Source organism: Dermatophilus congolensis, assembly GCF_900447215.1.
Taxonomy (GTDB): Bacteria; Actinomycetota; Actinomycetes; order Actinomycetales; family Dermatophilaceae; genus Dermatophilus; species Dermatophilus congolensis_A.
Window position 1 is genome coordinate 361,319 of the sequence record NZ_UFYA01000001.1, and the last position, 24,509, is coordinate 385,827.

16 protein-coding genes are annotated in these 24,509 nt (G+C 61.5%); 9 read left to right on the plus strand and 7 right to left on the minus strand.

What is annotated here, in order from left to right; translation table 11 throughout:
- Positions 1-19: 19 nt before the first annotated feature.
- From pgm to DXZ77_RS01545, 5 genes are all read right to left on the minus strand, one after another.
- Complete coding sequence (gene pgm / locus DXZ77_RS01525) at positions 20-1,681, minus strand: phosphoglucomutase (alpha-D-glucose-1,6-bisphosphate-dependent) (RefSeq protein ID WP_115029426.1); 1,662 nt, start codon at positions 1,679-1,681, stop codon at positions 20-22.
- A 97-nt stretch (positions 1,682-1,778) separates the two neighbouring features.
- On the minus strand, positions 1,779-3,053 hold the full coding sequence (locus tag DXZ77_RS01530) for a lipase family protein (RefSeq protein ID WP_115029428.1): 1,275 nt from the start codon (positions 3,051-3,053) through the stop codon (positions 1,779-1,781).
- Between the two features lie 260 nt (positions 3,054-3,313).
- Positions 3,314-7,258 (minus strand): 1,4-alpha-glucan branching protein GlgB, encoded by a 3,945-nt coding sequence (gene glgB, locus DXZ77_RS01535; RefSeq protein ID WP_115029430.1) that lies wholly within the window; start codon positions 7,256-7,258, stop codon positions 3,314-3,316.
- On the minus strand, positions 7,251-8,978 hold the full coding sequence (treS, locus tag DXZ77_RS01540; RefSeq protein ID WP_115029431.1) for a maltose alpha-D-glucosyltransferase: 1,728 nt from the start codon (positions 8,976-8,978) through the stop codon (positions 7,251-7,253). Before treS ends, glgB begins: the two co-directional genes overlap by 8 nt.
- A 3-nt stretch (positions 8,979-8,981) precedes the next feature.
- Positions 8,982-11,024, minus strand: a complete 2,043-nt coding sequence (locus DXZ77_RS01545) for an alpha-1,4-glucan--maltose-1-phosphate maltosyltransferase (protein WP_115029433.1) — start codon at positions 11,022-11,024, stop codon at positions 8,982-8,984.
- On the opposite strand from DXZ77_RS01545, the gene DXZ77_RS11975 reads away from it, so the two are divergent.
- Complete coding sequence (locus tag DXZ77_RS11975; RefSeq protein WP_220181576.1) at positions 11,023-11,175, plus strand: hypothetical protein; 153 nt, start codon at positions 11,023-11,025, stop codon at positions 11,173-11,175. The two genes, DXZ77_RS01545 and DXZ77_RS11975, sit on opposite strands and share 2 nt — an antisense overlap.
- A gap of 144 nt (positions 11,176-11,319) precedes the next feature.
- Here DXZ77_RS11975 and glgX read toward each other — a convergent pair whose 3' ends face one another.
- Positions 11,320-13,473: a glycogen debranching protein GlgX gene (glgX, locus tag DXZ77_RS01550; protein WP_115029435.1), complete on the minus strand. Its 2,154-nt coding sequence runs from the start codon at positions 13,471-13,473 to the stop codon at positions 11,320-11,322.
- A gap of 190 nt (positions 13,474-13,663) precedes the next feature.
- On the opposite strand from glgX, the gene DXZ77_RS01555 reads away from it, so the two are divergent.
- The 7 genes from DXZ77_RS01555 to pepN all read left to right on the plus strand — a co-directional run bounded on the left by DXZ77_RS01555 (position 13,664) and on the right by pepN (position 21,612).
- Positions 13,664-13,876, plus strand: coding sequence for a DUF1737 domain-containing protein (locus DXZ77_RS01555; RefSeq protein WP_115029436.1), 213 nt, complete (start codon positions 13,664-13,666; stop codon positions 13,874-13,876).
- Positions 13,877-14,063: 187 nt separating this feature from the next.
- Positions 14,064-14,546 (plus strand): T3SS (YopN, CesT) and YbjN peptide-binding chaperone 1, encoded by a 483-nt coding sequence (locus DXZ77_RS01560; RefSeq protein WP_028327069.1) that lies wholly within the window; start codon positions 14,064-14,066, stop codon positions 14,544-14,546.
- A 135-nt stretch (positions 14,547-14,681) separates the two neighbouring features.
- On the plus strand, positions 14,682-15,479 hold the full coding sequence (locus DXZ77_RS01565; protein WP_115029438.1) for an electron transfer flavoprotein subunit beta/FixA family protein: 798 nt from the start codon (positions 14,682-14,684) through the stop codon (positions 15,477-15,479).
- A complete protein-coding gene (locus DXZ77_RS01570; protein ID WP_115029440.1) occupies positions 15,476-16,543 on the plus strand; it encodes an electron transfer flavoprotein subunit alpha/FixB family protein in 1,068 nt (355 codons plus the stop codon). Before DXZ77_RS01565 ends, DXZ77_RS01570 begins: the two co-directional genes overlap by 4 nt.
- A 68-nt stretch (positions 16,544-16,611) precedes the next feature.
- The gene (locus tag DXZ77_RS01575; protein WP_115029442.1) at positions 16,612-17,829 is read left to right on the plus strand and encodes a cysteine desulfurase family protein; all 1,218 of its coding nucleotides are present in this window, start codon (positions 16,612-16,614) and stop codon (positions 17,827-17,829) included.
- Positions 17,826-18,938: a tRNA 2-thiouridine(34) synthase MnmA gene (gene mnmA / locus DXZ77_RS01580; RefSeq protein ID WP_115029444.1), complete on the plus strand. Its 1,113-nt coding sequence runs from the start codon at positions 17,826-17,828 to the stop codon at positions 18,936-18,938. The genes DXZ77_RS01575 and mnmA overlap by 4 nt, the downstream gene beginning before the upstream one ends.
- Before the next feature lie 70 nt (positions 18,939-19,008).
- Positions 19,009-21,612: an aminopeptidase N gene (gene pepN, locus DXZ77_RS01585; protein WP_115029445.1), complete on the plus strand. Its 2,604-nt coding sequence runs from the start codon at positions 19,009-19,011 to the stop codon at positions 21,610-21,612.
- Between the two features lie 28 nt (positions 21,613-21,640).
- Here the strand turns inward: pepN and DXZ77_RS01590 are convergent, their stop codons facing one another.
- A complete protein-coding gene (locus DXZ77_RS01590) occupies positions 21,641-22,624 on the minus strand; it encodes a sugar-binding transcriptional regulator (RefSeq protein WP_258553066.1) in 984 nt (327 codons plus the stop codon).
- 101 nt (positions 22,625-22,725) lie between these two features.
- Here DXZ77_RS01590 and DXZ77_RS01595 point away from each other — a divergent pair, with 101 nt between their 5' ends.
- The gene (locus tag DXZ77_RS01595; RefSeq protein WP_115029447.1) at positions 22,726-24,471 is read left to right on the plus strand and encodes a glycerol-3-phosphate dehydrogenase/oxidase; all 1,746 of its coding nucleotides are present in this window, start codon (positions 22,726-22,728) and stop codon (positions 24,469-24,471) included.
- Positions 24,472-24,509 lie beyond the last annotated feature (38 nt).

Here is a 24,509-nt window from a genome sequence, read left to right on the forward strand (position 1 = left end):
CCCCCCAACACATATGTTGTTAGCTGCCTAGAGCTGCTGCGACGACGCTCTTTGCTTCTTCTTGTACCTGGGCAAGGTGGTCAGGGCCTTTGAAGGATTCTGCGTAGATTTTGTAGACGTCTTCAGTGCCAGAAGGACGGGCAGCGAACCATGCAGATTCGGTCATCACTTTGAGGCCGCCGATGGGGGCACCGTTGCCGGGTGCCTCGGTGAGTTTGGCAATGATTGGCTCACCAGCGAGTTGTTCAGCGGTCACATCGGTAGCCGAGAGGTTTTTCAGTGTGGCTTTTTGTTCGCGGTTCGCGGGAGCATCAACACGGGCATAGGCAGGCTCGCCATGTGTGGCCACGAGCTCGGCATAGTGCTCGGAAGGGCTCTTACCTGTTTTTGCGCGGATTTCGCTGGCAAGCAGGGCCAGGATGATGCCGTCTTTGTCAGTGGTCCAGACAGTTCCGTCGAATCGTAGGAAGCTGGCGCCAGCGGATTCTTCTCCTCCGAAGGGGCCTGATCCATCGAGAAGTCCAGGGACGAACCATTTGAATCCAACCGGTACCTCGACCAGTTCGCGGCCCAGCGCGGCTGCAACCCGGTCGATCATCGCCGAGCTGACAAGCGTTTTTCCGACGAATCCATTGGCTGACCACCCGGGACGGTGTGAATAGAGATATTGGATTGCTACGGCGAGGAAGTGGTTGGGGTTCATCAATCCGGCGTCGGGGGTGACGATGCCGTGTCGGTCTGCGTCGGCATCGTTACCGGTAGCGATGTCGTAGGCGTCTTTCATGGCGATGAGAGAAGCCATTGCCGCAGGAGAAGAACAGTCCATGCGGATCTTTTCGTCCCAGTCCAGGGTCATGAAGCGCCACGTGGCATCGACCAGAGGGTTGACCACTTCAATGTTTAGGCCGTAGTGCTCACCGATAGCGGCCCAGTACGCTACAGCGGCGCCGCCCAGGGGGTCAGCACCGATGCGGATGCCTGAAGTTTTGATCGCGTCCATGTCGATGACGTTTTCGAGATCGGCAACGTAAATGCCTTTGAAGTCATAAGGCGTGACGTGCGCGGTGACCTGCGTGTGTGGTGCTCGTTTCACGCCATCAAGGGCCTTGGCAATGTAGGCGTTAGCACGGTTAGCGATCCAGGTCGTGTCATCGGTGTCGGCGGGGCCGCCATGGGGCGGGTTGTATTTGAACCCTCCGTCAGTGGGCGGGTTGTGGCTGGGCGTGACGACGATTCCGTCAGCCAACCCGGTGTGGGCTGGCATGTCGGTGACACCACCGATTTTTCCTTTGTTTGTGCGCAGGATGGCGTGAGAGATCGCTGGCGTGGGGGTGTAGCCGTTTTCGGCATCGACCATGACGGTGATGTTGTTGGCGACGAGTACTTCTAGTGCGCTTGTCATGGCTGGTTCAGACAGAGCGTGGGTGTCACGGCCAATGAACAAAGGGCCGTCGTACCCCTGTTCGGTGCGGTAGTCGACGATGGCTTGGGTGGTGGCCAGGATGTGCTGTTCGTTGAAGGAGGTTTTTACGCTGCTTCCGCGGTGGCCTGAAGTGCCGAAAACGACCTGTTGGTCAGGGTTAGCGGCGTCCGGGATGCGGGTGTAGTAAGCAGTGACGATTTCGGCAATGTCGATGAGGTCTGAGGGGTCAGCAAGCTGTCCAGCGCGGTTGATAGCCATACGAGAATCTTTTCACCCGCCAAGGCCAGTTGTGCAGCAGGAGGGTGGCCAAATCGGGCAAAGTTGGCCACCCTCCTGCTGGTGTAAGGCTTGGCTGCTACTTCAAAGAGCTGCAGTTGCTGCGCTGGTTCGCTTTCCCAGCGAACCTTCCCTCGAACCACAATTGGGCGGCTGCGGCGTGTGGGAATGCCCCCAAAGCGTGCATGCCATCCAAGTGGGTGCGGAATTGCACATCGCCGCCGCGGGAGCACCAATCTTTAGCGAGCTGCTTACCCACCGCGTAAGGGATGACATCGTCACCGCGTGCGTGTGTGATCAAAACGGGTGCTTTCGGGGTGCGGCGACCGATGCGGTTGTCTTCGATTACGTCTTTCAACGGGGCGGTGTCAAAGAACGATGTCAGTTTTTTCCCGGTCTGGGTGTACTTGGCGGTGTCGAGGTTTTTGAATGTTTTCAGCTCCAGCGTGCAGTGGTCTTCGGCTTTCTTGAGCAGGTCGATCCCTTTATCGTTGACGTATTTTTTGGGGTCGAGGTGGTAGGAGCTGAACAAACCAAGTGCCGAGTACAGGCCAAATGCGGCGTACGGTCCACCGTCGATCTTTTCTGCTACGGTAGCCAGGTTTGCTGGGACAGCGCCGGCAGCTACACCTTTAATGTCCAGTTCGGGGGCGTATTCAGGAGCAAGTTCTGCTGCCGCAGCAACGGCTCCACCGCCTTGGGAATATCCGTTGAGGCCAATGGGAGTGGAGCTGTCGATGCCGGGAAGCTCCATGGAGCGGGCAGCACGAGCCATATCGAGCACGGCGTGTGCCTGTGCACCACGGACCATGTACGTATGTGTTCCTGGTGTGCCGAGGCCCTGATAGTCAGGGACAGCGATGGCGTAGCCACGTAGGAGAAGGTCCTTCATGAAGAGGATTTCGTACTGGCTGAATTTCTGGAATTGGCGGGAGGCAGCGCATCGGTCGCCGGTGCCTTGGGTGCCTGGTGCGTGCACGATGAGTGGGCGTTTTTTGCCCGGGCCAACCCAGCGTGCTTTGGGCACGATCACTAGACCGGTGGCGGCGATGGAGTGTCCTTGGCGGTCTTTGGTCGTGTACATGACCCGGCGGTGTGTGAAGTTTTTGTCGTGCACTTTGAGTGGGTCAGCGACTGTGTCGGCGGCTTCGGAACGGATCACAGAGCCTGGCTTGCCTGTGATGGAGGCCGGAGGTTCGTAGAAGGCGGGGCGTGGCGGTTCAGCGGCGCCGGTGACGGTTTTGGCCCCGGCGGTGCCGGGGATGTCGTGTTCGTCGGCTGATGAGGCATTGGCATGTGCAACGACGAGGGTGGTGGCAAGCAGAGTGCAAGCAAGTTTGCGGACGGCAGGCACAGTGGGTTCCTTGTCAGGTCTGGTCCCGGTGTCAACCGTGAGGCGACGAGGGGCGAAATTTTTTCGGCATGCGGAACGTACCGGGTGTGGGTGGCTGTGTGGGCTGGCACACGCAGCCGTGGGTTCCGATAATCAGCCCCTCTGTTTATTTGAAAAGTGTTGAAGCTCTAGGCATTTCCTGGGTATATGTGACAGCGGGCGTGTCGTTGGCGCCAATTACAGGTGCCAGCAACACGCCCACTGCTTTAAAAACGAGAGCCTCAGTTACGCTTCGAGCCTTTCTCCTCAGGCCAGCCCAATGGGGCCTGTTCAGGCTCTGCTCCGCGCGCGGAGGAACCGGCTGAACGACCTACACGAGGGGCGCGCAGATCAGCTTCAGACAGGTCACTGCGCACAACTTCGCCTTCCACCACTGGAGAGTTCGACAACTCTGGGCGTGCAGCTCCACGCACCTCCAACGATGCAGGCGTGTGCCCCTCATCTTGGTCTTCTGGCTCAAACCAGACCGCAGACATCTTCTGGATCGTGATCGTCGCCGAGTACGGCTGCCCATGCCACGGCACCGGTCCGGCTTCAATCCGGCCCAAGTTGCCTACACCAGCGCCGCCATACTCGGTGGAGTCCGTGTTGAGGATTTCGCGCCACGCACCCGGATGAGGCAACCCGATCCGCATGTTGTGGTGCTCCATGCTCGAGAAGTTCACCACTGAAGCAACGACCGGTCGCCGCGCTTGAGTGTCTTCATCGCCGTAGCGCAGGAACGAAAGCGTGTTTCCAGAGGAGTCGTTCGCATCGATCCACTGGAACCCTGCCGGGTCGTGATCGACCTCCCACAAAGCCGGACGGCTGGTGTACAGGTGGTTCAAGTCTTTGATGAGTTTGTGGATCTGCCAATGTGGGGCCTGATCCAGTAGCCACCAGTCAAGGCTGCGCCCGTCGGCCCACTCGCTTTCTTGAGCGAACTCCTGACCCATGAAAAGCAACTGCTTACCTGGGTGCGACCACATGTAGGCGTAGTAGGCCCGTAGCGCGCTGAGCTGCTCCCACCGATCGCCAGGCATCTTGCGCAGCATCGAGCCCTTGCCGTACACGACCTCATCGTGGCTGATCGGCAAAACGAAATTCTCGTTGTACTGGTACACCATGGAGAACGTGATCTGGTGGTGGCTGTGCTGCCGGTTCACTGGTGGTAGCGAGGCATAGCCGAGGGTGTCGTGCATCCAGCCCATATTCCATTTCAAACCAAAACCTAGGCCGCCGGCATAGGTCGGTTTGGTGACACCACTCCAACTGGTTGACTCCTCGGCGGTGGTGACTACGCCGGGGTAGCGTCGGTACAGGGTTGCGTTCGTTTCCTGCAGGAATTGGACTGCCTCGAGGTTTTCGTGCCCGCCGAACTCGTTCGGCACCCATTCACCTTCGGCACGAGAGTAATCCAGGTACAGCATCGAGGCGACGGCGTCGACTCGCAGCCCATCGACGTGGAATTCTTCGATCCAGTAGCAGGCATTGGCGACGAGGAAGTTACGTACCTGCGGGCGACCGAAGTCGAAGATGTAGGTTCCCCAGTCTTTGTGCTCGCCACGGCGAGGGTCGGGGTGTTCGTAGAGCGGCTTTCCGTCGAATCGGCCCAGCGCGAAGGCATCTTTGGGGAAGTGTGCTGGTACCCAGTCCATGATGACGCCGATGCCGTTTTGGTGAAGAACATCGACCAGGTAACGGAATTCGTCTGGTGTGCCGAAGCGAGATGTGGGGGCGTAGTAGCCGGTGACTTGATACCCCCAGCTTGGCCCGTAAGGGTGCTCCGCTAGTGGGAGGAACTCCACGTGCGTGTAGCCCAGATCTTTGACGTACTTCACGAGTTCATCTGCCGCATCGACGTAGCTGAGCCCCTGACGCCACGAGCCGAGGTGGCATTCGTAGACGCTCATCGGCATGTTATGAGGATCAGCAACGGCTTCGCGCTGGGCGATCCATTCTGCGTCGTTCCACGTGTAGTGGGATTGGGTAACAACTGAGGAGTTCAGAGGTGGTACTTCGGTGGCCCGTGCCAGGGGGTCGGCTTTGGCGCGCCAGTAGCCGTCTTCGCCACAGATTTCGTATTTGTACGTCGTGTTTTCACCGACGTCGGGGATGAACAGTTCCCATACGCCGGAGCCACCAAGGACACGCATCGGGTGGGCGCGGCCATCCCAGTTGTTGAAGGAGCCGACTACGCGCACCGCGCGGGCGTTGGGAGCCCACACAGCGAAGCTGGTTCCTTGTACGTCGCCCATGTGGCCGCCTTCGTAGCGGCGGATGTGCGAGCCGAGCACTCGCCACAGTTCTTCGTGGCGTCCTTCCCCGATGAGGTGTAGGTCAATTTCGCCCAGCGTGGGCCAGAAACGGTAAGGGTCATCCTGATGGTGGACCTGTCCGTCGCTGTAGGTGACATCGAGGCGATAGTCGGAGACGTCAGTGCCGTGAATGTGGGTAACCCATACGCCTTCGTGTTCGTGACGCATCGGGGCTGAAAAACCGTCGGGAAGTTTTACGGTGACGGTGCGGGCGTCGGGGCGCAGGGCTCGGAAGGTGACGCCGCCATTGTGGCGGTGCAGGCCCAGGACGCCGTGGGGGTCGCCGTGGCCGCCGCGGATTAGGAGGTCGAGTTCGTGTGTGGGGACTGGTAGCGCGCCGTCGGGGTCGGTGACTCGGGTGTCACCGGCGCAAGGTGCGCCGTTCTTGGACTGCTCAGAGCTGCTCGTCACGGTGTTGTTCCCTTCTTCAGGGGTAGATGGTCGTGACGCGAGACGTTCGACCGCAGCGGTGGGGATGCTCACCCAGGCTGGTCGGTTCCGAGTCTCGTACACGACCTCGTATAGGGCTTTGTCTAGTTCCAGAGCGCGCAGCACAAGTGCGTTAGCTCCGGTGCGTGGGTCGCTGGCAATTGAGGCGTAGCCGTCGCAGAAGGCTTCACGTGCGGCGCTCGCCCACGCCTGGGCGGTTGCTTCTTCTTCGGGGGCTTCCTGGGCCCGGGAGCCGGCGGCGTAGTCAAAGGAGCGCAGCATTCCAGCGACATCGCGCATCGTGAGGTCGGGTTCGTTGCGTTCGTGCAGAGGGCGCAACGGTTCACCTTCGAAGTCCAGCAGGACCCATCCGCGTTCAGGAACATCAAGAACCTGACCGAGGTGATAGTCACCGTGGATGCGTTGTAGGTCAGGCCATTGGGCTGCTTGGGCGGCTTGAAAGATCGCGTCGATGTCTTCTGTGTGGACGGCCAGCTCCGGTACAGCCGCTAGGGCTGCGTCTTTGCGTTGTTGCCACGAGCGGATTTGTGCTTGGTGATCTTCTTCTTCGGCGGGTTTGGTGGGTAAGACCCGCGCCAGGTCGACGTGCACCTGGGCGGTAGCGACACCCAGGTCGCGTGCGCGGGCAGTGAAGTCCTCTCCGGTGGCGAGTGCGCTGGTGACTGTGCGCCACGCGTCTTGTGTTCCGGTGAAGAATTCTTGCGCGAAGGCGAGGTGGCCTTGGGCGATACCTCCGTGCGGGTTTTCCCACGTGCCGGTGAGGCATCCGAATGGTTCGGGTACCAGGCGTGATCCGGAGGTAGCTAGTGCGCTTTGTAGGACGACGTCAGGGTTCAACCCTGAGGAGAGGACTCTGAAGAGTTTGACGATGAGTCGTCGCGCGGTTTCTTGGGTGCCGCTTCCGATGCGTCCTTCGATGATGATCGAGGTGTTGGATTGTTCTCCAGAAAGGATGCGGCTGGAGATGACCTTCACTGCCCGTGGCGTGTGGAGGGGAATTCCGCGGGCTGGGTCGTTTAACCCTTCACCTTCGCCGGTGGTGCTGACTCCGCCGCCGAGGCTGAAGCGGAGTAGTTCAGCGACGTAGACGGGGTCGGCGGCGCCGTCGTAGACCCAGTTTTTCCCGAGTTGGGGGTGTTGCAGGGTGCCGATGAGGTGTTCTTCGGCGTTGGGTAGGGGGCTGGTTCGGTAGGTGATGGGTACGTGATAGATGACACCGGGGGAGGAGTCGGTGGCTGCGCAGGAGTCCAGGAGGATGAGTACTTCGACTCCTACTTTGCCGGCCGGATCTGCGAAGGTGAATCCGCCTAGGCGTCGTAGTTCAGGGGTGTTTCCTTTGGAGGTGTACCACCGTTTGGAAGGCATCCAGGCGGTGAGTAGCTCCATGGTGGTGGGGGTGGTGTCCTGTTGCTCAGCCATCGGCGTCACGCTCCAGGAGTTCGAACCAGAAGAAGTCGCGTGATCCGATGGTTACTGAGTAGCTGCATTGGCCGTCGTCGTTGGCGGTGATTCTGGGGAATCCGCTGCCACCGAAGAGGTCTTTGACTTTGGCGTCCGTGAAACGTTCGGGCAGTGTGATGGTTCCGGCTTGGGGGCGAGAGGAAAGGTTGTGCACGCATAGGACGTGTTGTGATTCTTCTCGGCCTTTGCTGGGGTCTGCTTCCAGGGTGCGGGTGAAGGCTAGGACGGCTTCGTTGTCGCATTCGCGTAGGTCGAAGCTGCCCAGTCCGAAGACGGGGTAGCGTCCGCGTACTTGAAGCATGGCGCGCATCCAGTGCAACAGTGAACTGCTGGAAGCCATTTGGGCTTCCACGTTGACGTTGTTGTGGTGGTACACCAGGGATTGGATGACTGGCAGGTAGAGCTTGCCTGGGTCTGCGGTGGAGAAGCCTGCGTTGCGGTCTGGTGTCCACTGCATGGGGGTGCGTACTGCGTCGCGGTCGTTGAGCCAGATGTTGTCGCCCATGCCGATTTCGTCGCCGTAGTAGAGGCAGGGGCTGCCTGGTAGGGACAAGACGAGGGCGTTGATGAGCTCGATTTCGGCACGGGAGTTGTCTAGCAGTGGTGCTAGGCGTCGGCGGATACCGACGTTGGCGCGCATGCGGGAGTCGGGGGCATACCAGCCGTACATGGCGGTGCGTTCTTCGGGGGTGACCATTTCGAGGGTGAGCTCGTCGTGGTTACGCAGGAACGTTCCCCATTGCCCGTTTGCGGGAATGGGTGGGGTGTCGTTGAGGACGTCGATGATGGGTGTTGCCTTTTGCTCGCGCAGTGCGTAGTACAGGCGTGGCATCACCGGGAAGTGGAAACACATCTGGCATTCGGGTGCTTCGGGGGTGCCGAAGTAGTCCACGACTTCGTGGGGCATTTGGTTTGCCTCAGCCAGGAGGATGCGTCCGGGGTATTCCTCGTCGACCATGGCGCGGAGTTTGGCGAGGAATTCGTGTGTTTTGGGGTGGTTTTCTCCGTTGTGCCCTTCTTCTTCGAACAGGTAGGGCACGGCGTCGAGGCGGAAGCCGTCGATGCCTAGGTCCATCCAGAATCGGACGACGTCGAACATGGCTTCTTGGACGGCCGGGTTTTCGAAGTTGAGGTCTGGTTGGTGGGAGAAGAACCGGTGCCAGTAGTACTGGCGTCGTTCAGAGTCGAATGTCCAGTTGGATGTTTCGGTGTCGACGAAGATGATGCGTGCGTCGGCGTATTTGGTGTCGTCGTCGCTCCAGACGTAGAAGTCGCCGTAGGGGCCGTCGGGGTCTGAGCGGGACTCTTGGAACCAGGGATGTTGGTCGCTGGTGTGGTTCATCACGAAGTCGGTGATGATGCGGATGCCGCGGGCGTGGGCTTGGGTGACGAGTTCGGTGAATTCGGGCAGGGTGCCGAATTCGGGTAGGACTGCGGTGTAGTCGGCGATGTCGTAGCCGCCGTCGCGTAGCGGAGAGGCGTAGAACGGGGGAAGCCATAGGCAGTTGACGCCGAGCCATTGCAGGTAGTCGAGTTTGTTGATCAGGCCGGTGAAGTCGCCTGATCCGGAGCCTTTGCTGTCGGCGAAGGCACGGACGAGGACTTCGTAGAAGACGGCAGTTTTGTACCAGTCAGGGTCGTGTTGCAACCCGGGTTGGGAAAGGTTGAGGCCTTGCATGGGTCAGAACCTCCGGACCGAGATGACGTGGACGGGCTCCCAATCCACGCCTAGGCGTACGTAGTTTTCGTTGCCCCATTCCCATTCGCTTTCGGTGATGAGGTCTTTGGCGATGAAGCGTTCGTCCTTTTTCAGGCCGAGTGCTTCCATGTCGAGATGGATCATGGTGCCGCGCATAGAGTGCGGGTCGGTGTTGGCCACGACGATGATGGTGTCTTCGTGGGGGCCTTCGACGCGTCGTTTGGAGAAGCAGAGCACTTCGGGGTCGTCGGTGGTGTGGGGAGTGTAGTTGCGTAGCCAGTCAAGGGCGTTGTGTTCGCGGCGGATTCGGTTGAGTTTGCCGAGGTAGTCGGCCATCCAGAGTTGTCCGGCTCGTTCTCCGCCGGGGGCGTAGCTGGCCCAATCGCGGTTTTTGAATTCGTATTTTTCGTTGTCGATTTGTTCTTCAGCGCCGGGGCGGGGGACTGACTCCATGAGTTCGTATCCGGCGTAGATGCCGTAAGTGGGAGACAAGGTGGCGGCCAAGGTGGCGCGTAGTTTCCATGCAGTGGGGCCGCCGAACTGCATGTAGGGGGTGAGGATGTCGTGGGTGGTGGGCCAGAAGCTGGGGCGCATGTAGGCGGCGGAGCCGGTGGTGTCGTCGGTGAGTTCGGCCATGTATTCGGCGATCTCTTCGGCGGTGTTGCGCCAGGCGTAGTAGGTGTAGCTCTGTTGGAAGCCGACTTTGGCCAAGGTGGCCATCATGGGGGGTTTGGTGAATGCTTCGGCAAGCCAGATGACGTCGGGATGGTCTTTAGCAACGTCGTTGATGAGCCATTGCCAGAATTCGACGGGTTTGGTGTGGGGGTTGTCGACGCGGAAAATTTTGACTCCGTGGTCGATCCATACCTGGATGACGCGTCGGATTTCGGCGTAGATGCCGGCTGGGTCGTTATCGAAGTTCAGTGGGTAGATGTCTTGGTATTTCTTGGGTGGGTTCTCGGCGTAGGCGATGCTGCCGTCGGCGCGGGTGGTGAACCATTCGGGGTGTTTGCTGACCCAGGGGTGGTCTGGGGAGCATTGCAGGGCGATGTCTAGGGCGACTTCTAGGCCTAGGCGGCTGGCTTCGGCGACGAAGTAGTCGAAGTCTTTGAAGGTGCCTAGGGATGGTTCGATGGCGTCGTGACCGCCGGCTGCTGAACCGATGGCGTAGGGGCTGCCTGGATCTTCAGGGCCTGCGTTGAGGGTGTTGTTGGGGCCTTTGCGGTTGGTGGTGCCGATGGGGTGGATGGGGGTGAGGTAGATGACGTCGAAGCCCATCCCGGCGATGGCGGGCAGGCGTTTAGCTGCGGTGCGCAGTGTTCCGGTGACCCATTTGCCGCTGGTTTTGTCGAAGTAGCAGCCTTCGGAGCGGGGGAAGAATTCGTACCAAGCTCCGGTCAGGGCGCGTTTGCGTTCGACGAGCCAGTTGATGGTGGGGGAGGCGGTGACCCAGTGGCGCAGTGGGCGCGCGGTGAGTTCGTCTTCGACGCGGGGGTCGGTGCCTCCGGCTAGGCGGGTGGCGGGGGCTAGGGATTGGTTGCGTAGGGTGCAGATGCCTGCTTTGACGGCTTCGATGCCTGGGCGGGGGCGTCCGGGCACGGTGAGTGCGCGTTCCAGGACGCGGGCGCCTTCTTCGAGCATGAGGTCTACGTCGATGCCGGCTTCGAGTTTGATGACGGCGTCGTGTTGCCAGGTGGCGTAGGGGTCGGACCAGCCTTCGACGCGGTAGTACCAGGAGCCAGGGCAGTCGGCGCTGACGGTTGCTTCCCAGAGCATGAGGCCTGGGTTGGTGCATGTCATGGGGATGGTGTGTTCGGTGCCTTCGGGGTCGGTGAGGACAACGTTGGCGTTAACGGCGTCGTGGCCTTCACGGAACACGTTTGCGCTAATAGCGAACTGTTCGTCGACGACAGATTTGATGGGGTAGGCGCCGTTTTCTACAACGGGGCTCAGCCCAGTGATCGGGATACGCCCGAGCGGTCGTTGGGTGGGAATGTTGCTGTGGGTTACAAGTTGGGGCGTCATGGGGCCTTTCGGCGTGGACAGCGCAGACGAGGAGGTAGAAGAAGTAGAAGAGGTAGAGGCGGACGTCGCCTTCTTTGCAGCGGAAGCGGACGTCGGCTTGGTAGAGGTCGGCCTAACAGCGGAAGTTTTTGTGGTCTTCGGCTTTGAGTAGCTGCTCACGTACTCGAAGCTACCGTTCCGGCCAGACCATTGTCTGCCTGTGATCGCTGTCATTGCAACCAGATCGGTTGGGTAATGGCATCAAAAAGCGCCCTCGCCTACTGGTGAGTTGGAAGGCGAGGGCGCTAGAAGCGGGTTAGTTCGTGATGAGCTCGTAGACCCGCATCGACGCAGCCGGCATGGTGACGTACTCACCCGGATCATGCGCCGTGTGTTCGGCACCAGCAGGAGTCTCCCAGGCGCTGTCCCAGACGAGCTCGTAACGAGACAGTTGGTGCGGTTCTTCTTCGGAACCAACATGGTTGTGCGGGGGATGGGGCAAAACGATCTCGCCAGCTGTGTTCGCGCCGTGAAGCACAAGAAGAAAACTGGTGGCTTCCAGTCCTTCGCCGATGAGCATCATCTGCAAGACTCGTTGATCGGGGTCACCCCACGCTTGCGGGGTCAAAGATCGCCCGAGGCGACCGTACCAACGCACATCAACGCGCCGATCGGCAGGGTTAGGGCGCTCGGTGAAGAAACGCGACTGCCGGAACACGCGATGGTCGGCGCGCAGCTGAGAGAGGAAAGCAAGGGTGTCGATGAGGTTTTCTTCGGTTTCGCCGTGATCCCAGTCCAACCAGCTGGTGGGGTTGTCCTGGCAGTAAGCATTGTTGTTTCCCCCCTGTGTGCGGCCGAACTCATCGCCAGCACAGATCATGGGCGTACCGGTAGAGAGCAGGGTGGTGGCCAGTAAGTTGCGCACCGAGCGGCGTCGCTGGCGCAAGATGTCGGTGTCATGGGTGAGGCCTTCGGCGCCGTGGTTCCAGGAGCGGTTGTCTCCGTGGCCATCTCGGTTTTGTTCACCGTTGGCTTCGTTGTGTTTGCGTTCATAGGCGGTGGTGTCAGCCAGGGTGTAGCCGTCGTGACTGGCGACATAGTTGATGGAAGCTAGCGGACCTCGATCTTGGTTACCGAAAAGGTCTTCACTGCCGGCCAGGCGGGTGGCGATGTCACTGATCCCGTGCCCAGTGGCTCCACCAGCGGCGACGTCCTGGAGCCAGAAGGTGCGGGCCACGTCGCGGAAACGATCGTTCCATTCACAAAAAGGCGGCGGGAACTGCCCGGTGCGCCACCCATTGATGCCCACGTCCCATGGTTCTGCGATCAACTTCACGCGTGACAGGACCGGGTCGGCGCGCAATGCCATCAAGAAGGGGTGGCCTGGGTCGAAGCCGTCGTCACGGCCGCGCGCCAACGCCACTGCCAGATCGAAACGGAATCCATCTACGTGGTAGTGGTGCACCCAGTGCCGTAGTGAATCCAGTGTCATCCGCAGAGCTGAGATATCCCGCAGATCAAGGGTGTTTCCGCATCCAGTGACGTCGATGTCTTGCCCCCACCCGTCTAGGCGGTAGTAGGAGGCGTTATCCACGCCGCGCCAGGACAAAGTGCCACCTTCTTTGGACTGTTCGGCAGTGTGGTTATAAACCACATCCAGAAGCACTTCGATGTTGCGCGAGTGCAGCGCATCCACCATCGCTTTGAACTCGTCAATGACGCCTTGGGCAGTGGTGGCGTGGGCATACCCCTCATGAGGGGCGAAGAACCCCAACGTGTTGTACCCCCAGAACTGGGAGAGCCCTTCTTTCACCAGGTGTACTTCGTCAGTGAACGTGTGCACAGGCAGCAGCTCGACAGCGGTAACACCGATGCGTTCCAAGTGGTCCAGGAATGCTTCGTGTGCCACGCCAGCGTATGTGCCGCGCAGTTCTTCCGGTATCCCTGGATGTTGCATTGTGGCTCCGCGTACATGCATTTCGTACACGAATGTTTCTGTCCATGGCACCCGCCGCATAAATGCGTCGTTCCATTCGTACGTGTTCTGGTTGACCACTACGGATCGGGGTACGAATGGTGAGCTGTCACGGTCGTCACGCCGGGTGACATCACCAGCGAAATCTGCGTTCACGTGGTGCCCGAAAACCTCAGGAGCCCATGTGACTTTCCCAGTGATGGCCTCGGCGTAAGGGTCTAGGACGAGTTTGTTCGGGTTGTGTCGGTGTCCACAGGCCGGGTCCCATGGGCCGTTCACACGGAACCCATACTGCTGCCCTGCTCCTACACCAGGAACAAACAAGGACCACAACCCGTGTGCCCCATCTTCCATTGGTAACCGTCGTTCGGCTCCTCCAACCTGGTCAAAAAGGCACAGATCGACCGAGGAAGCATTGTCGGCGTAGAGCGAGAAGCGAGTTCCGCGTTCACCGACAGTGGCGCCCAGGCGCGGAAGTCGTAGCGAAGAAGACACGCGACAACAGTAGGGCCTCTGGTGTGCTGCGTGGTGAGCAGTGTCGTTGAGACAGAAGGTCTCCGAGCAGACAGCAGCAGTGCTACAGCACCCTCAAGAAACAGGAAAAACGATCCTTAAGCATTCACGCACTCCAGGTGAAAAAGCCGTGAACATATGGCAGGCCGCAAGATGCGGAAATATATGACATATGCCCGATGCTGATCGTCTACCTCGCTACCGCCTACTCACTGGCTTTGACGATGCTTCTTTCTGCCGCAAAGTCAGTCAAGCTCTCGACCTCGGATACAACCTCTACGGATCGCCTGCCATCACCACCAAAGATGGGCAAGGATACGTAGCTCAAGCAGTGCTATGGCAACGTGAGGAACCGACGCCGTTTTCCTCGTCGCGACCTGCCTGACAGATGCACCAAAACCTCACCAGCACGAAATGAGTTTCTAGAATCGCTTTTCTGACGGGACCAACTCGAAGAAGGTTCAGCTAGACAACAACAGCACGCAAGAAACACCCTGTGCGCGCGACACCCCGATGAAGTGCGCACACGCCAGACCTCGCGCACCCACCCCACAGGCCGATACCGTTGACCCATGACTGATCCCACCAGCCTTCCCAGCTTCCCTCCGCCTTCAGACGAACACCCCTTGCGCGGACGGGTCCTGGACGCACTCCAAGACGAGGGCTTCCGTCCCGACATCGACGCCGATGGCGACGTCAGCTTCAAAGTCGAAGGCCAGCAACTGTTCGTCCACACCACCGAGGGCGACCTGCCCGTCATGCGAGTCTTCGGCCAATGGCAGATCGGCGCCGACCTACCCCAAGACGAAATGGCTTGGTACAAAGCCGCTAACGACCTCTCCTTGCGACTCAACGTCGCCAAGGTCGGCATCAACAACGGCACTCTCGTCGTCACCTGCGAACACATCGTCCGACCTGATGAGCTCGTCATGCCCTACGTTCAGCTCTCCTACCAGCTCGTTCTCTCCGGTGTGCAGATGTGGCACCAGCTCATGCTCGGCGAAGACATCTTCGGCGACGGCAGCGGCCTGGCTGGCGGCCCCGGCGCCATCTGAGACACCACGCCAACATAGGCACAGTGGCGCCCGCCCGGTCTGACCAGGGGAGGGCGCCACACCCATGCGAGCATGGGAGACCAGCACCCACCACGGCCACGAACAGCCCACGTCCCGACAGGGAGGCGAAAATCAATGAGGATCGTCGTCACGGCCAAGTTCGTCCCCGATGCCACCGCAACCCGTCGATTCGACACCCGCGACAACACCACAGATCGCGAAACCGAAGGCATCCTTAACGAACTCGACGAATACGCCGTCGAAGAAGCCTTACGGTTAACACACCACGAACACGACCAGGTGATCGTTCTCACAGTCGGGCCAGAAGACGCCACCATCGCGCTGCGCAAAGCCCTGCACATGGGCGCCGACATCGGCGTACACGTCACCGACGCAGCTCTAGCCGGATCTGACGCCGTCTCCACCTCCCACGTACTCGCCGCAGCCATCACACACATCGGCGCCTGCTTCGGCCCCATCGACGTCGTCCTGTCCGGTATGGCATCCACCGACGGAGGCATGCGCGTCATCCCCGCCATGCTCGCCGAATGCCTCGACCTGCCCATGATCACCTTCGCCGACGAACTCACCATCACCAACGGTGTAGCCCGCATCCACCGCGCCACCCCCGACGCCCACGAAATCGTCGAAGCCGACCTACCAGCCATCATCTCGGTATCCGACCGCATCAACGAACCCCGATACCCCACCTACCGGCAAATCATCGCCGCCAACAGCAAACACGTATACACCTGGGAACTAGGCGACATCGGCATCGACCCCACCACCGTCGGACACCACGGCGCTCGCACCTACGTCCGCAGTGCCACCCCCGCCACCTCCACCCACCGCAAGCACACCATCGTCACCGAAGACCAAGGCGGCCAAGCCCTCGCCGAACTCCTGCGCGCCCACGGAATCCGCCCCGCATGACCCCAACATCCGCCACCCCTCACGCCCACGCCCACGAAGAGACCCCCATGCACGACGTGCTCACCCTCATCCTCGACCAGCACGACACCCTGCCCCGATCTGCCCACGAACGGCTCACCCTCGCCGCCGACCTCACCCCAGCAACAGACAGCGCCGCCGCCCTCTACGTCGGCGCCCACGGCCACGCCGCCACCGACGCCGCCGCCCGCCACGGCATCCACCACATCTACACCCTTGACCCAGGTGAAGACGCCATCCACCCCGTCCTGCCCGCCCTCAACGCTCTCACCGACCTTGTCCGCACCACCAGCCCTCGCCTCGTCCTGCTCCCCAGCAGCCACACCGGCCGCAACATCGCCGGACGCCTCGCCGTGCGCCTCAACGCCGGACTCATCACCGATGCCATCGCCGTGGCCGCTGACCCCGCCGCACCCAACGGCTACGTCGTCACCCAAAGCGCCTTCGCCGGAACACACGTCGTCGAAGCAGTCTCCACCACCCCCACCCTCATCGTCTGCCTCAGCCCTGGAGCACTCACCCCCAGCGCCAACCCAGTCACCCCCCACCACTACACCCTGGCCACCACGCCACCCAGCGGTCACACCGCCCGCATTATCACCCGCACCCCACGCAACCCCAGCACCTTCGTCGACGGCGTCCCCACCGACATCGCCGAAGCCGACATCGTCATCGCCGGAGGCCGCGGAACCAACGGTAACTTCGAACCAATCCGCGCACTCGCCCAACGCCTCGACGCCGCAGTGGCCGCATCCCGCGCCGCCGTCGACGCCGGATGGATCGACCACACCGCCCAGGTCGGCCAAACTGGCCAATCAGTCTCTCCACGCCTCTACATCGCCTGCGGCATCTCCGGTGCCGTGCAACACGTAGCAGGAATGCGCACCGCCACCACCGTCGTCGTCATCAACAGCGACCCCGACGCCCTCATCTTCCACGAAGCCGACCTGGGCATCATCGGCGACCTCTTCACCGTCATCCCCCAAGCCCTGCAACACCTCGACCAACCCACACCCGAACACACCCCTACCAGCGAAGAAAACTAGACACCATCGCACAAACACTGCCACCGGTGGCCCCTGCCACACCTCGCTCGTAGAATCGCGGAGTGCCTATGCGACGTGCTTACCTCGACCATGCGGCCACCGCCCCTACGCGCAGCGAGGTTGTGGCGGCCCTAAGCGCTGCACTCCAAATGACCGGTAACCCCTCAGCTCAACACGATTCCGGCCGACGAGCACGCTCAGCTCTAGAAGAAGCCCGCGAAAACGTAGCTGACCTGCTGCGCGTACGCCCCTCCGAAGTGCTCTTCACCTCCGGGGGAACCGAGTCAGACAACATCGGCATCCTAGGCACCTACCGCCGCTGCGTTGCCGACAACCCCAGCCGCCGCCGCATCATCATGGGCGCCATCGAACACCCAGCAGTGCGCGATGCCGTCTTCGCCCTAGAAAAAAACGAAGGCGCAACCATCACAATCGTCGCCCCCCGCCCCGATGGCATCATCGCCACCGAGGACATCCGCGCCGCCATCGAAGATCCCAACAACGGCGGCCCCGACAACGTGGCCCTCGTGACAGTCATGGCAGTCAACAACGAAATCGGCACCATCCAGCCCACCGCCGCCATCGCCGAGACCTGCGCTGAACATGCCATCGCCTTCCACTGCGACGCAGTCCAAGGAATCAGCGTCCTCGACCTACCCCTGGACCACCCCGGCATCACCACCGCGGCCCTATCAGGACACAAACTCGGCAGCCCTGTAGGCATCGGCGTACTCATCGCCCGCCGCGACGCCCGCATCGCCCCCATCTCCTACGGCGGCGGACAAGAACGAGCCTTGCGCTCAGGCACCCTTGGCCTGGCCCTAGCCCGTTCCTTCGAAACTGCCCTGCACAGTGTCGTCACCCACCGCGACACCGAAGTGGCCCGCCTGGTTGCCCTGCGTGACCGTTTAGCCCAAGGCATCCTCGAAAGCATCCCCGACGCCCACATCACCGGCGCATGGGCCCCCACAGACACCACCCAACGCAGCGCCAGCAACGTCCACGTCCTCATACCCCAAGCCCAAGGCGACTCCTTGCTCTTCCTCCTCGACGCCGCCGGCGTCGAATGCTCCACCGGATCTGCCTGCCACTCCGGGGTAACTCAACCCAGCCACGTTGTCCTCGCCCTCGGCCACGACGCTGAACTCGCTACCGGCGCCCTACGATTCAGCCTCGGCTACACCACCACTGACGCCGACATCGACCTGGCCCTAACCGCCCTGCCTGAAGCAGTAGAGCGCGCCCGCAACGTCCACCGCCTCACCACACGAAAGAAAACCGCATGAGCCGCATCGTGGCCGCCATGAGCGGCGGAGTTGACTCAGCCGTAGCCGCCGCACGCATGGTTCAAGCCGGACATGACGTCATCGGAGTGCACATGGCTCTGTCTTCCAACGCTGCTACCTTGCGCGAAAGCGCCCGCGGTTGCTGCACCCTCGAAGACGCAAGCGACGCCCGTCGCGTCGCCGACAAACTCGGCATCCCCTACTACGTATGGGACTTTGCCGAAGAATTCCGCAACGACGTCATCGAAGACTTCGTCACCGAATACGCCGCCGGACGCACCCCCAATCCCTGCCTACGCTGCAACGAAAAAATCAAATTCTCCGCCCTGCTCGAACGCGCACTTGCCCTGGGATTCGACGGTGTAGCCACCGGCCACTACGCCCGCGTCATCGAACCCGGCGACCCCGAAAACACAACCGGAGAAAGAGAACTCCACCGCGCCGTCGACCACGCCAAAGACCAGTCTTACGTGCTCGGAGTCCTAGACGCCGAACAACTAGCCGCCTCCTGGTTCCCACTAGGGGACACCACCAAACCCGTTATCCGCCAAGAAGCAGCCCGCCATGGCTTCTCCGTAGCGAAAAAACCAGACAGCCACGACATCTGCTTCATCGCCGACGGAGACACCCGTGCCTACCTCGCCGCCCGACTAGGAAGCGAACCAGGCCCCATCACCGAACCTGACGGCACCATCGTCGGTGAACACGCCGGCGCCTACGCCTACACCATCGGCCAACGCCGCGGTCTCCACCTACAACGCCCCGCCGCCGACGGACGCCCCCGCTACGTTATCGGCACCGACCCCACCAGCAACACCGTCACCATCGGTCCCGAAGAACTCCTGCGCATCGACCGAATAGACATCGACCACCTCCGCTGGTCCAGCGCACGCCCCACCGGAGAAGCCCACCTGGGCGTACAACTGCGCGCACACGGACGCGAATACCCCGTCACCGTCACCGCCACGGACGAAACCACCCTCACCCTCCACCTACAAGAACCAGTCCGAGGCGTTGCGCCAGGACAGTCCGCAGTGCTCTACGACGGGCCACGCGTCGTAGGCTCTGGCACCATCAGCGCAACCGGCCGCAGCAACCGCACCAACTAACGAACACGCCTGCCCAACAAGTCGATACGGTTAAGATCACAAGCGCCCTCACGGCCGCTAGCGTTGGGGGGTGACCCGAGGAAATGTAGCCCTAACACGCAGCGAAGCCGCCCACCGCTCTACCCACCTGTACATCCACAACTACGAGGTTGACATCAACCTCGCCGCCGCAGCCGACACCACACTCGTCACATTCCCCGTAACCTCCCGCATCGAATTCGACTCCACCATCACCGAAACCTTCGCCGACTTCATTGGCGAAGACATCACCCACCTGACCATCAATGGACAACCACGAACCATCGAATTCGACGGTGCCGGCATCCACCTACGCGACCTGAACCACGGCCGCAACATCGTCGAAATCAGCGGACACGGCATCTACTCCCGCAGCGGCGAAGGGCTCCACCGATACGTCGACCCCAGCGACGCAAACACCTACCTGTACACCCAATTCGAACCCGCCGACTCCCGCCGCCTCTACCCCCAATTCGACCAGCCCGACCTCAAAGCCAGCTTCACCTTCACCGTTACCGCCCCAGCCACCTGGAAAATCCTCTCCGGCAGCCCCGAAGCCAACCGAACCACCATCCCCGCCCACAACAACCTGCCCGAACTCGCCCGCGTCACCTTCGCCCCCACCCCCCGCCTATCCACCTACATCACCTGCATCTGCGCCGGACCCTACGTCGGATACCACGACACCTGGACCGGGCTCGTCGGCCCCCACCACGACAGAGAACTCACCATTCCCCTAGGCATGTTCTGCCGCGCATCACTCGTCGATGCCTTCGACCCCGACGTCCTCTTCACCATCACCAAATCCGGACTCGACTTCTTCCACAACCACTTCGACACCCCCTACCCCTGGGGCAAATACGACTCCATCTTCGTCCCCGAGTACAACCTCGGTGCCATGGAAAACCCCGGCCTAGTCACCTTCACCGACGCTGGATACGTCTTCCAGTCCGGTGCAACCACAAACCAATACGAAGCCCGTGCCAACACCGTCCTCCACGAAATGGCCCACATGTGGTTCGGTGACCTCGTCACCCCTACCTGGTGGGACGACCTCTGGCTCAAAGAAAGCTTCGCCGAATACATGGGCGCACTGGCCTGCGCCGAAGCCACCGAACACCACAACGCCTGGACCGCATTCGCCGCACGCCGCAAAGCCTGGGCCTACCAAGCAGACCAACTCCCCACCACCCACCCCATCGCCGCCGACATCCCCGACGTCGCCGCAGCCAAACAAAACTTCGATGGCATCACCTACGCCAAAGGCGCAGGCGTCCTCAAACAACTCGTCGCCTACGTAGGCCAAGAACACTTCTTCGCCGGCGCCTGCAGCTACTTCGCCTCCCACGCGTTCTCCACCGCAACCTTCTCCGACCTGCTCGAACACCTCGAACACGCCTGCGGCAAAGACCTACGCACCTGGGCCAAGCTCTGGCTCGAAACCGACGGACTCAACGCCCTCATACCCCACGTCATCCGCAAAAACGACACCATCTGCGAACTGATCATCGAACAAAGCGGACAGCCCCAACGCCCCCACCAACTCATCGTCGGCCTCTACAACTTCGACCCCCAAGGCACCCTGCGCCGCACCCACACCATCGACGTCGAAGTCACCGGCCAACACACCCGCGTACCCGAAGCAGTCGGTCTCAACCCCGACCTAGTCCTCCTCAACGACGACGACCTCACCTATGCCAAAGTCCGACTCGACCCCGACTCAGCCCGCACCGTCGCCGCCCACTACAGCGACGTCGACACCTCACTAGCCCGCGCCGGACTCAGCGCAGCCATCTGGAACGCAGCCCGCGACGGTGAACTACCCGCGCGCGACTTCATCGACATCGTCTGCCGCCACGCCCCCCGAGAAACCGACACCGTCCTGCTCGTGGACCTCCTAGACCACCTCCAACCAGCCATCGACCAATACCTACCTGCAACCGAACGCCCCACAGCCAACGCCCGCGTCCTCGACCTGGCCTGGAACGCCATCCACGAAGTCACACCAGGATCCGACGCCCAACTGAGCTGGGCCCGCACCTTCGCCCGCACCGCCGCCTCCCACGACGGACGAGCCAAAGACATCCACGACCTCCTCAACCACACCCACACCATCGAAGGCCTCGAACTGACCCCCGAACTACGGTGGCAACTCCTCGAAGCCCTCGCCGCAACCGGCCACGCCGACAGCGCACTCATCGACACCGAACTAGCCCACGACACCACCTCAGCAGCCCCCGTCCGACACCTCCGCGCCCTGGCCTCATTCCCAGACGCCAACACCAAAGCACGCACCTGGGAACGCCTCATGAGTGCCGACCCCGGATCAAACGACGAAGTCTCCGCCCTCACCGGCGGATTCGCCCGCCCCGGACACGCCCACCTCCTCCCCGAATACACCCAGCGCTACTACGACAACCTCCCCACTATCTGGAACACCCACACCCAAGAAATCGCCCAACGCATCATCCGCGGCACCTTCCCCACCTGGGACCCCTACCAACCCGGAACCCCCATCGAAGAACACGAAGGAGTACACCAAGCCGCCACCTGGCTCCAAACACACCCCGAGGCCCCCGCCGCCCTGCGACGCCCCGTCATCGAAAGCCTCGATCACCTCCGCCGCAGCCTGCGCGCACAACGCCCAGCCAACTAACAACCACACCGCGGCAGCCGGGAGCACATCACCCTGCCCCCGGCTCCCGCCGCGCCGGCAACGGCCTCGCATCCAACCGCCGCGTCAACGCCGCCGCCGTCACCGAATCCACCACCAAATCCGTCAACGCCCCCGACCGCAACGCACCCACCACCGCAGGCACCTTCGCTGTGCCCGTCACCGCACCAATACGTCGCGGCAACCGCCCCAACACCGCAGGCGTTGGTCCCGTCGCCCGACGATTCAACTCGATATCGGCATACGTGCCGTCCTCACGCAAAAACACCGTGCACACATCACCCACCACCCCCAACCTGCCCAACCGCTCCACATCCGCACGCGACAAGTAATCATGCGAATACACGTGCGAAGGTAACTCACTGGCAAACGCCCCAATCCCAAACAACGCCACATCCAACCGCTGCTGCGCCGCCACCACCCGCTGCACCGACCGCTCACGCAACAACGCCCGCCGCGACTCCGCATAATCAAAAAACGCTGGCATCGGAAAATGATGAACCCGGGCTCCATACGCCTGCGCCGCCCGCCCCAAAATCTCTCCCACAAAAGTGATCCCACTGGACTGCGCACTAGCCGCACCGTTCAACTGCACCACCGACACATTTCGCAACGGCCGCGGCGGCAACTGCTCCACCACCGCAGCCACCGTCGTCCCCCACGCCACCCCCAACGACGCGCCATCATGCATGCACTCACTCACCAACGCCCCAGCCGTGCGCGCCACAGCATCCAACCGCGCCAACGGTGTACTCGTCGGACGCACATCCACCACATGCGCCCGCACCCGAGCCCGATCCAAATGTCGTTGTAACTCCCGCGGCGCACTTCCACCATCCACAATGCTGATCCGCACCACCCCCACCTCACGCGCCCGCGCCAACAACCGCGATACCGACGAACGCGACACCCCCAACCGCGCCGCAATCACCTCCATGGTTTCCCCAACCACGTAATACGAGCGCGCAACCTCCACCATCTGTCGTTCGTCCACAATCCACCACCATAGATGCACATTCGTGCACCCGCTGAACAAATGCTCACCCACCTGACAAAGTGGAAATAAACACCAATCGCCATGACGGGAGCACGCCCATGCAACGCACACAACTCACGCGTGAACAACGCGCACAAGCACTCAGGGAAATGGGCAGCGAGAAAGTCGACATCCTCGTTGTCGGCGGCGGCGTCACCGGAGCCGGAATCGCCCTCGACGCAGCTACCCGCGGACTACGCGTCGCCATCGTCGAAGCACAAGACTGGGCAGGCGGCACCTCCGCCTGGTCCAGCAAACTCGTCCACGGCGGCCTGCGCTACCTCTACCAATTCAACTTCGCCCTCGTCGCTGAAGCCCTCAAAGAACGCGGACTCCTACTCACCCGCACCGCACCCCACCTCGTCAAAGCCCAGCCCTTCCTCTGGCCTCTGAAAACCCCCGTCGTCGAACGCTCATACAGCGCCGTCGGCGTCGGCATGTACGACATGCTCGCCCAATACGGCGGCGGCGGCCGCAGCGCCGTCCCAGCACAAAAGCACTACAGCAAAGAAGGCGCCCGCAAACTCTTCCCAGGAATCCGTGAAGACGCCCTCATCGGCGCCATCCGCTTCTACGACGCCCGCGTTGACGACGCCCGCCTCGTCATCGACCTCGTCCGCACCGCCCAAGGCTACGGCGCCCTAGCCGCAAGCCGTGCCCAAGTCACCGGCTACCTCAAAGACAACGTCGGCGGAAACCAGCGCGTCACCGGCGCCACCGTCAAAGACCTCGAAAGCGGACTCGAATTCGACGTACGCGCCGACTACGTCATCAACGCCACCGGCGTCTGGACCGAACAAACCCAAGACCTCGCCACCCAAGACGGCGGACTGCAAGTCCTAGCCAGTAAAGGCATCCACATCGTCGTGCCCAAAGACCGCATCGACGGCTCCGCAGGCATCTTCCTACGCACCGAAAAATCCGTCCTCTTCATCATCCCCTGGGACCGCTATTGGGTCATCGGCACCACCGACACCGAATGGACCGAAGACCTCACCCACCCCGTCTGTACCGCCGCAGACATCGACTACGTTCTCGAACACGCCAACTCCGTGCTCGCCACCCCACTCACCCGCGAAGACATCATCGGCACCTACGCCGGTCTACGCCCCTTGCTACAACCCAAAGTTAAAGGCAACGGAGGATCAGCCAAAGTCTCCCGTGAACACACCGTCGCCGAAGTCATGCCCGGACTTTCCGCCATCGCCGGCGGAAAACTCACCACCTACCGCGTCATGGCCGAAGACGCCATTGACTTTGCCCTCACCCGACTTCACGGCAAACAAGGCCCCAAAGAGCGCCCCTGCGTTACCGAACAAATCCCCCTCGTGGGCGCATCCGGATACCCTGCCTGGCAAGCCCAGCGTGACCGCATCGCCACCGACGAAGGCTTCACCCCCGAACGAGTCCAACATCTCCTTGATCGCTACGGCGATGAGCTACCCGACATCCTCGACATCATCGCCCAAAACCCCGACCTCGGACGCCCCCTGGAACAAGCAGACGCCTACCTGGGAGCCGAGGTGTCTTTCGCTGTCACCCACGAAGGTGCGCTGCACCTAGAAGACATCGTGCGCAAACGCATTCGCCTAGACTACGAACAACGCGACCGCGGGTTGGCCGCACTGCCCGAAATCGCCGAAATCGCCGCGCCACTACTCGGATGGGACGAAGAGACTATCGCGCGCGAAATCGACGCCTATCGTGAACGTGTCGAGGCCGAAGCCAAAGCAGAAAAAGAACAAACAGACGCCGAAGCGATAGCCGTGCGCCTGAGCGCCCCAGACATCACCCCTATGGTCTAAGGGACGCGGCAAACCCCACCCACAACTAAATACACAAT